This window comes from Actinomadura logoneensis (assembly GCF_003428695.1).
GTDB classification, from domain to species: Bacteria; Actinomycetota; Actinomycetes; order Streptosporangiales; family Streptosporangiaceae; genus Spirillospora; species Spirillospora logoneensis.
The window spans coordinates 1-8,130 of sequence record NZ_QURH01000953.1; the positions used below are offsets into that span (position 1 = coordinate 1).

The 8,130-nt window shown below is 74.7% G+C and carries 8 protein-coding genes; 3 read left to right on the forward strand and 5 right to left on the reverse strand.

Features of this window, described 5'->3' with window-relative positions; all coding sequences use genetic code 11:
- Nucleotides 1–253: 253 nt before the first annotated feature.
- The 3 genes from DZF91_RS40680 to DZF91_RS32215 all read right to left on the reverse strand — a co-directional run bounded on the left by DZF91_RS40680 (nt 254) and on the right by DZF91_RS32215 (nt 2,900).
- Nucleotides 254–394 carry a hypothetical protein gene (locus tag DZF91_RS40680; protein WP_158588098.1) on the reverse strand — a complete coding sequence of 47 codons (141 nt, stop codon included), beginning with the start codon at nt 392–394 and terminating at the stop codon, nt 254–256.
- Between the two features lie 155 nt (nt 395–549).
- Nucleotides 550–1,128, reverse strand: coding sequence for a S24/S26 family peptidase (locus tag DZF91_RS32210; protein ID WP_117360831.1), 579 nt, complete (start codon nt 1,126–1,128; stop codon nt 550–552).
- 8 nt (nt 1,129–1,136) lie between these two features.
- Nucleotides 1,137–2,900, reverse strand: coding sequence for a protein kinase domain-containing protein (locus DZF91_RS32215; protein WP_117360832.1), 1,764 nt, complete (start codon nt 2,898–2,900; stop codon nt 1,137–1,139).
- A gap of 117 nt (nt 2,901–3,017) precedes the next feature.
- Between DZF91_RS32215 and hemL the strand changes: the two genes are divergently transcribed.
- Entirely contained in the window at nt 3,018–4,316 is a 1,299-nt protein-coding gene (gene hemL / locus DZF91_RS32220) for a glutamate-1-semialdehyde 2,1-aminomutase (RefSeq protein WP_117360833.1), read from the forward strand.
- Nucleotides 4,317–4,371: 55 nt separating this feature from the next.
- Here hemL and DZF91_RS32225 read toward each other — a convergent pair whose 3' ends face one another.
- Entirely contained in the window at nt 4,372–5,196 is an 825-nt protein-coding gene (locus DZF91_RS32225; RefSeq protein ID WP_117360834.1) for a dihydrodipicolinate synthase family protein, read from the reverse strand.
- A 5-nt stretch (nt 5,197–5,201) separates the two neighbouring features.
- Nucleotides 5,202–6,158: an EamA family transporter gene (locus DZF91_RS32230; protein WP_117360835.1), complete on the reverse strand. Its 957-nt coding sequence runs from the start codon at nt 6,156–6,158 to the stop codon at nt 5,202–5,204.
- Nucleotides 6,159–6,230: 72 nt separating this feature from the next.
- Between DZF91_RS32230 and DZF91_RS32235 the strand changes: the two genes are divergently transcribed.
- Nucleotides 6,231–7,169, forward strand: a complete 939-nt coding sequence (locus tag DZF91_RS32235) for a LysR family transcriptional regulator (RefSeq protein ID WP_117360836.1) — start codon at nt 6,231–6,233, stop codon at nt 7,167–7,169.
- 122 nt (nt 7,170–7,291) lie between these two features.
- A partial coding sequence (locus DZF91_RS32240) for a serine/threonine-protein kinase (RefSeq protein WP_147341491.1) occupies nt 7,292–8,130 on the forward strand: 839 nt, incomplete at its 3' end.

Below are 8,130 nucleotides of genomic sequence, written 5' to 3' on the forward strand. Positions count from 1 at the left end.
CGCCGCCGGGGTCACCGGGCACCGCCCGGGGCCTGCGCCAGGCGGAGCGGCGCGGCGGAGCGGGCGGGCGACGGACCGGGGGAGGCGGGGGTACCGGCCGGGACGGGCCCGGCCGGTGCCCGCCGTCCGGCCGCGCGGCGCGTCACCATGACCGGTCCCACCGCAACAGGGGAGGTCAGGGCGACGGTCCGCACGGCCGGCCGGTCGACCGGGTGCCGCTCGATCGGGTGCGGCTCGATCGGGTTCAGGTCGATCAGGTGCAGTAGGTGTGGCCGGCGTAGATGCAGCAGTGCATGCCGGTCGAGGTCCACCAGCACGCCTCGGCCTTGGCCTTGGTGGACGGGACGATCCTGTCGAGCATGCGGTCGCTCAGTCTGGTGAGGGCACGGACCATGGCTAACCACCTCCGGGCACGCCGGATTCGCTCCGGTCGCGGGACTGGTCGGGCGCCGGGACGGTTCCGGAACCCGCCTGGCGCTCGCTTGCCCAGAAGCTAACCGGCGGCGATCAAGCGCTCAAGAGCCCGGTTGCGCGTTGTGGTTTCTGCGATCAGCGGCGGACGGATCTTGGTGACTGTTGCCGGTTTGGAGCGTGCCCGGCGGCGCCTGAACCGCCCAGACGGCGGAGGACGACGCCCAGCAGCCGGTCACCCGCGTACAGCCCGCGTTGCCGGGAGTCGACGCTGTCCGGATTGTCGCCGAGGACGACGAGGCGGCCGGGTGGGACGGGCCCGCCCTCGCCCGGCACTCCGGGCGGAATCGGGTCTCCGGGGAGCGCGACGACCCGCTTCACGTTCCAGTCCGTCCCGTCCAGTTCCTCCGGCCGGTCCGGCCCGTCCCGCCGGTCTGGTTCGGTCGGCGCTCCGGAACCCCGCGCCGGGGCGGGCGGTCCGGGAGGGCGGGAGAGGTGGTCGGGGGTCTCCGGGGGTTCGAGGACGACGACGTCGCCCGGCCGGACGTCCGCGAGCGACCGCCGCCGGACCAGGACGCGGTCGCCGTCCCCGAACGTCGGGGCCATGCTCCACCCCTCGACGGTGACGACGACCAGCCGCCGCCGCGCCCACAGCACGGCGGCGGCGCCGGATGCCAGGACGCCGAGCGTCCACACGGCCGGCGCCGTCCGTCCCATGCCGGGGCTCAGGCGCTCGTCTTGGGCGCGGCGATCGGAGGCTTGCGCGCCCAGTCGGTGTAGTTGGTCAGCAGCCAGTGCGGCTTGGCGCCCGCGCGGAGCTTCAGCTGGAGGGGCCGGTTCATCTTGTCCACCCGCAGGTAGAACGTGATGTCCTGCGCGCCCGAGGTCCGTGCCAGGTCGGCGTAGAGGCCGCCGAAGCCGGGCTGCCCGCCGAGCACGCCGAGCGGGGCCGTCCCCTGGTAGAGGGTGCCGGTGTGCTGGAGCCTGGCGGCGTTCTCCAGCATCGCCGTCAGCGCGGAGACGGACCCGGCGGAGCGGATCTGCGCCGCGAGCGCCGGGTAGCCCTTGGCCGTCACCGGCACCTGCCGCCAGACCTTGCCCGCGCGCACGTAGGCGTTGCCGCCGATGACGATCGCGCGTCCGAGCCGCTTGGTCTCGCCGGACCCGGAAAGCTGCATCGCGTAGGACGGCTCGGCCCCGTTGACCAGCGTGAACGTTCCGTGGGCGGTGACGTTCCCGCCCGGCCCCGTCCGGCGGAAGCTGAACGACGCGGCGGGCGTGCGGCCCGTCGCCTCGCGGATCTGGGCGGCCAGCGCCGTTCCGGGGCCCTTCGGGGCGGACGGCTGCGCCGTGGGGGCCGTGGTGGCCACCTGGGACGGGTGCGGCGGATCGGCGGTCTCCTTCTTCCCGCCCATGGTGAAGTAGGCCCCGGCCCCGCCGCCGACGACGACCACGGTGGCCAGGCCGACGAGCGCCCAGCGGCGCCCGCCGCCTCCGCCGCGCCCGCCGGACGGGGCGGAGACGCGGTTCTGGCCGGTGATGCGGATCCGGGAGGGGGCGGGCTCGGGCGCGGCGGCGGCCTCCTTGACCAGCTCGGCGAGCCGGCCCCGGCCCTGCGCCTCCCAGGACGGCCCGTACGCCGCGACCGCCGCCTCCTCCAGCTCGGCGGCGAAGTCGGCGGCCGACGCGGGCCGCTTCTCCGGCTCCTTGGCGAGGCCGTGCGCGAGGACGTCGCGCAGCGGGCCCGGCACCTGGTCGACCGGGACGGGCGTCTCGCGGTGCGCCTTGGCCCACCCGGAGTTGCCGCGCGCGCTGAACGGCGGCCGTCCGGTCAGGCACTCGAAGAAGACCGCGGCGGCGGCGTACAGGTCGGACGCGACCGACGGCGGCGCGCCCTCCCAGAGCTCGGGCGCGGCGTAGGCGGGCCCGGCGGTGGGGCCGAAGCCGAGCCCGAAGTCGGTGAGGCGGGCCTCGCCGTCCGGCGCGACCATGACGTTGGAGGGCCGGAGCGCCCCGTGGACGACCTCCCGTCCCTCCCCGGCCGCCAGCCCCAGCAGGACGCCGCCGAGCGCCGACAGGGCCGCCAGGGGCCCGGCGGGGCCGCGCGAGGCGAGGATGCGGCGCAGCGAGACGCCCTCCGCGCGCTCCATCACGATCGCCGTCCCGCCGCTCGGCGACGGATTCTCGACGAAGTCGAAGAGATCGACGACGTTCGGATCCTCCAGTTGGGACAGCCTGCGCGCCACCATCCGGTACCGCGAGAGCAGCGCCTCGTCCGATTCGAGGCGCTTGTCGAGGTAGCGGATGGCGACCTTGGTCTGGGTCATGTCGTCCACCGCGAGCACAACGCGCCCAGCGGGCCCCCCGCCAAGGTCCCGCTCGTGGGTGAATCCCGGAACCGTCCAGCCGTCGACCACGGTGTGAGCCATCCCTCCGATCCGGCGGCGCCGGTGGAAACCCGGGGGTGCCGCCGCTCGCGACACCGACATCCCGCCTGAAGCATTCTCGCCTGTCCCCAAGGGGCAGACGACGCCTTTGCTGGAATATCGGCCGGTACCAGGCGAGGTCAAGCCGCGTCACCGAACTGCAACTGGTTGACTGGAGGGGTGACGGATGCAGACAAGTCCCAGGAGTTGTTCGAGCGGGCCGGCCGGGTGATCCCCGGTGGCGTGAACTCGCCGGTGAGAGCGTTCCGGGCGGTGGGCGGCACCCCCCGGTTCATCGCCTCGGCGCGCGGCCCGTACCTCACCGACGCCGACGGGAACGAGTACGTCGACCTGGTCTGCTCGTGGGGCCCGATGATCCTCGGGCACGCCCACCCGGCCGTCGTCGAGGCCGTGACCGGCGCCGCCGGGCGCGGAACGTCCTACGGCGCGCCGTCGGCGGGCGAGGTCGAGCTGGCCGAGGAGATCGTGGCGCGGACGCCGGTGGAGGCCGTCCGGCTGGTGAACTCCGGCACCGAGGCGACCATGTCGGCGATCCGGCTGGCGCGCGGCTTCACCGGGCGCTCCAAGGTCGTCAAGTTCGCCGGGTGCTACCACGGGCACGTGGACGCGCTGCTGGCCGCCGCCGGCTCCGGCGCGGCGACGCTGGCCCTCCCGGACACGCCGGGTGTGACCGGCGCCACCACCGCCGACACGATCGTGCTGCCCTACAACGACGTGATCGGGGTCGAGCGGGCGTTCGCCGACCACGGCGACGAGATCGCCTGCGTGATCACCGAGGCGGTGCCGTGCAACATGGGCGTCGTCCCGCCCACCAAGGACTTCAACCTGCTGCTGAAGCAGCTGTGCGAGCGGTCCGGGGCGCTGCTGATCCTGGACGAGGTGCTCACCGGGTTCCGCGCGTCGCGGTCCGGCTGGTACGGCCTGGAGGGCGTCGCGGGCGACCTCGTGACGTTCGGCAAGGTGATGGGCGGTGGCCTGCCCGCCGCCGCGTTCGGCGGTCGCGCCGACGTGATGGCCCGCCTCGCCCCCGCGGGCCCCGTCTACCAGGCCGGGACGCTCTCGGGGAACCCGCTGGCGACCGCCGCCGGGCTCGCCACGCTGCGCAACGCCACCGACGACGTGTACGCGGCGATCGACCGCAACGCCAAGGCCGTCTCCGAGGCGGCGTCCGAGGCGCTGGCCAAGGAGGGCGTGCCGCACCGGGTGCAGCACGCGGGCAACCTGTTCTCGGTCTTCTTCACCGACGCCCCGGTCGTGCAGAACTTCGCCCACGCGCAGAACCAGGACACCGCCGCCTTCGCCGCGTTCTTCCACGCGATGCTCGACCGCGGCGTCTACCTGCCGCCGTCGGCGTTCGAGGTGTGGTTCCTGTCGGCCGCGCACGACGACACCGCCCTGTCGAAGATCGTCGAGGCGCTGCCGCACGCCGCCCGGGCCGCCGCCGAGGCGTCCGCCTGACGGGCCTGGCCGGGGGCGCACCGCCGGACCGCCCCCGGCCCACCCGCCGCCCGGATCAGAAGGCGGCCTTGAGGGCGCGTTCGACGGTGTCCGGGTGCGGGGGCTCGAAGGGCGCGCGGACGGCCGGGTCGTCGATCAGGCCGCGCGCCGCCAGGCACGCCTTGAGGACGGTCGGGGACGGTTCCGAGAACAGCGCGTCCACCAGCGGGACGAGCCGTTCGTGGGTGGCGCGGTCGAGGGCCGCGTAGGCGGACGGCACGAGGTTGCCCGTCGCCGCGATCACGCCGGCGGCGCCCAGGGCCACCATCGGGTAGGCGTACGCGTCGTCCCCGCACAGCACCTTCTCGCCGGCCTCGGCCAGCAGGCGGAGCGTGTCGCCGTCGATGCCGCCGGGGCAGTGCTTCATCCCGATGACGCCGTCCAGGGCCAGGACGCGCAGGATCGCGTCGGCGGAGAGCGCGCGGCCCGTCCGGTAGGGGATGTTGTACATGAGCACGGGCACGTCCACGGCGGACGTGACGGCGACGTAGTGCTTGACGACGCCGTCCTCGGACGGGCGCAGGTAGTACGGGGCGACGACCAGCAGCCTGTCGGCGTAGGGGGCGCGCTCGCGCGCCTGCGCGATGGTGGCGTCGGTGCCCATCGTCCCCGCGCCGACGGTCAGGGGCACGCCGTAGGCGTCGCAGACGCGCCGGGAGACGCGCAGCACGGTCTCCGTCTCGTCCGGCCTGAGCATGGCGGCCTCGCCGGTGGTGCCGAGCGCGACCAGGCCGTCCGCGCCGCCGTCCAGGACGTGCCGGGCGAGCCGTTCGAGGGACGCCGTGTCCACCTCGCCCGTGGGTGTGAAGGGTGTGACCAGTGGGACATGTGTGCCAAGCATCGGAGTCACCTCGTGGGGGTGGGCTCAGGGGCCGGATCCGCGGTTTCGGACACGTCCCCCGAACGGGAACGGGGGTGGAGGCGGGGACGGCGGAACCGGACGGCGCCCAGCGCGACCCCGCCGACGATCAGCGCGGCGGCCCCGAGGCGCGCGGGGCTCACCTCCTCGTGCAGCGCGAGCCGGGCCGCGGCCAGCCCGAACGGCGGGACGAGCAGGGCGTACATGCTGACCGTGCCCGCCTCGTAGCGGCGCATCAGCAGCCCCCACAGGCCGTAGCCGAGCAGCGTGGACAGGTAGGCGATGTAGGCCAGCGAGGCCAGGCCCTCCAGGGACGTGTGCGCCAGCGAGTGCCCGATCTCGTCCGGCCCCTCGAAGGCGAGCGAGAGGGCGAGCAGCGGCAGCGGCGGCACCAGTGACACCCACACCATGAACCCGAACGAGTCGACCGGGCCGGTGGCGTGGGCGTTCATCCGGCGCATGGCGACGTTGGCCATGCCCCAGAGGAACGCCGCCGTGACGCAGAGCAGGAAGGCGCCCAGCGGTCCGCTCGTCCCGCCGGACTGCAGGACGCCGAGCCAGGCGACGCCGCCGAACGCCACGGCCATCCCGGCGATCTGGCGGGGGCGCAGCCGCTCCCGCAGGGTCAGCCAGGCGATCAGCGCCGTGAACAGCGCGGACAACTGCAGGACGACCGAGGACAATCCGGCGGGCATCCCGATCCGCATGGCGATGAACAGCAGCCCGAACTGCCCGACGCCGAGCGGCAGCCCCACCATCAGCAGCCACCGCGCCGGGACGGGCGGACGCCGCACCAGGAACACCGCGGGCACGGCGGCCACGGTGAACCGCAGCGCGGCGAAGAACAGCGGCGGGTAGTGCTCCAGGCCGATCTTGATCGGCACGAAGTTGACCCCCCAGACCGCGGCGATGAGCACGGCGAGCAGGACATGGCGGGGACGCATGTCCCGATCGTCCTGAAACGGTGTGTTTAGGACAAGCTAGAACTTCTTGACAGATGGATTTAGCATTGCTTCATGCTGGATCTGGAACGTCTGCGCGCCCTCCACTCGGTGGCCACCTACGGGTCGGTCAGCGCGGCGGCCGACGTGCTCCACGTGACCACCTCCGCCGTCTCCCAGCAGCTCGCCAAGCTGGAGCGGGAGACCGGCCAGAAGCTGCTGGAACGCAACGGCCGCGGGGTCCGGCTCACCGACGCCGCGCAGCTGCTCGTCGGGCACGCGGGACGCATCCTGTCGCTGGTCGAGCAGGCCCAGGCCGACCTGGAGGCGCACCGCGGCGCGGTCGTCGGGCAGCTCTCGGTCGGCGCCTTCCCGACCGCGATCCGGGGCCTGTTCCCCGCCGCCCTGCGCTCCCTCGGCGTCGACCACCCCGACCTGCGCGTCCGGCTCAGCGAGCTGGACCCGCTGGAGAGCATGCCGCTGGTCGCCCGCGGCGACCTGGACATGGCCGTCGTCCAGGACTGGAGCAACGAGCCGCTGCCGCTCGCCGAAGGCCTGGTCAAGGGCGTGATCTGCGCGGACGTCGCGGACGTCGCGCTGCCGCCCGGCCACCGCCTCGCCGGCCGCAGCGAGATCGACCTGGCCGAGCTGGCGGGGGAGAACTGGATCAGCTCCACCCCCGGCTCGATCTGCTGCGACTGGCTGCACAGGACGCTGCGCTCCATCGACCGCGAGCCGCGCATCGACCACCACGCCTACGAGTTCGCCACCCAGCTCACCCTGGTCGCGGCCGGGGTCGGCATCGCGATACTGCCCCGGCTCGGCCGCTGCGACGTCCCCGAGGAGGTCGGCATCGTCACGCTCAAGGCGCCGCTCACCCGCCGGGTCTACGCGGTGTGGCGCGAGGAGGCCGCCCGCCGCCCCGCCATCCGCGCCGCCCTCGACGCCATCCGCGCGGCCGTCCCCGCCGACCTCCCCGCGGCCCCGCCCGAACTCCCCCTCCTCACCGTCTGACCACCCCGGCCGCCCGCCCTGCCGCCCTGCCCTGCCGCCCCGCCCGGCCGCCCGGTTCGTCCAGCCCGGCGGGGTGATCGTTCTTCCGCTACATTGCGCCCCGGATTGATCTTGTTCGAGGGATGCGGGTGCGGGTGCGGGCGACGAGCGGGTGGCGGGTCCCGGGGTTCACGACCGTCCGGGAGCTGGGCGAGGGCGGGCAGGGCGCGGTGGTGCTCGCCCGGCACGACGCGTCCGGGACGCTCGTGGCGATCAAGTACGTCGCGGACGGCACCGACCGCACGCTGCTGCGGCACGAGGCCGCCATGCTCGGCCGCGCCGACAGCCCGCACGTGGCGCGGCTCTTCGAGCTGGTGGAGACCGCGGAGGGCGCGGCGATCGTCATGGAGGCCGTGGACGGCGTCCCGCTGCGGACCGTCCTGGAACGGCAGGGGGCGCTCGTGCCGGAGGCCGCCCTGGCGGTCCTCAAGGGCTCGCTGCTCGGCCTCGCCGCCGCGCACGCGCTCGGGGTCGTCCACCGCGACTACAAGCCCGCCAACGTCGTCGTCCCGCCGGACGGCCGCAGCAAGCTCATCGACTTCGGCATCGCCGTCGACGCCGGGCGGCGCAGCGGCGGTGCGGGCACGCCCCCGTACATGGCGCCGGAGCAGTGGCGCGGCGGCGTCGCCACGCCCGCGACCGACGTCTACGCCGCGACCTGCGTGTTCTTCGAGTGCGTGACGGGCCGGCGGCCGTTCGCCGGCGGCCAGGCCGCGCTGGAGCACGCCCACCTGACCGAGCCGCCGCCCGTCGAGGCCGTCCCGGAGGCCCTGCGCCCGCTGGTCGGGCACGGGATGGCCAAGGACCCGGCCCGGCGTCCGGCCGGCGCCGCCGACTTCGTCGCCGAGCTCGAAGCGGTCGCGTCCGCCGCCTACGGGGCGGACTGGGAGCGCCGGGGCGTGCGCGCCCTGGCCGCGACCGC

Bases quoted from the DNA above. Each gene is read 5' to 3' on its own strand.
- DZF91_RS32225 (WP_117360834.1), bottom strand. From the start codon at position 5,196: ATGCTTGGCACACATGTCCCACTGGTCACACCCTTCACACCCACGGGC.
- DZF91_RS32235 (WP_117360836.1), top strand. From the start codon at position 6,231: ATGCTGGATCTGGAACGTCTGCGCGCCCTCCACTCGGTGGCCACCTAC.
- DZF91_RS32215 (WP_117360832.1), bottom strand. From the start codon at position 2,900: ATGTCGGTGTCGCGAGCGGCGGCACCCCCGGGTTTCCACCGGCGCCGC.
- DZF91_RS32210 (WP_117360831.1), bottom strand. From the start codon at position 1,128: ATGGGACGGACGGCGCCGGCCGTGTGGACGCTCGGCGTCCTGGCATCC.
- DZF91_RS32230 (WP_117360835.1), bottom strand. From the start codon at position 6,158: ATGCGTCCCCGCCATGTCCTGCTCGCCGTGCTCATCGCCGCGGTCTGG.
- DZF91_RS40680 (WP_158588098.1), bottom strand. From the start codon at position 394: ATGGTCCGTGCCCTCACCAGACTGAGCGACCGCATGCTCGACAGGATC.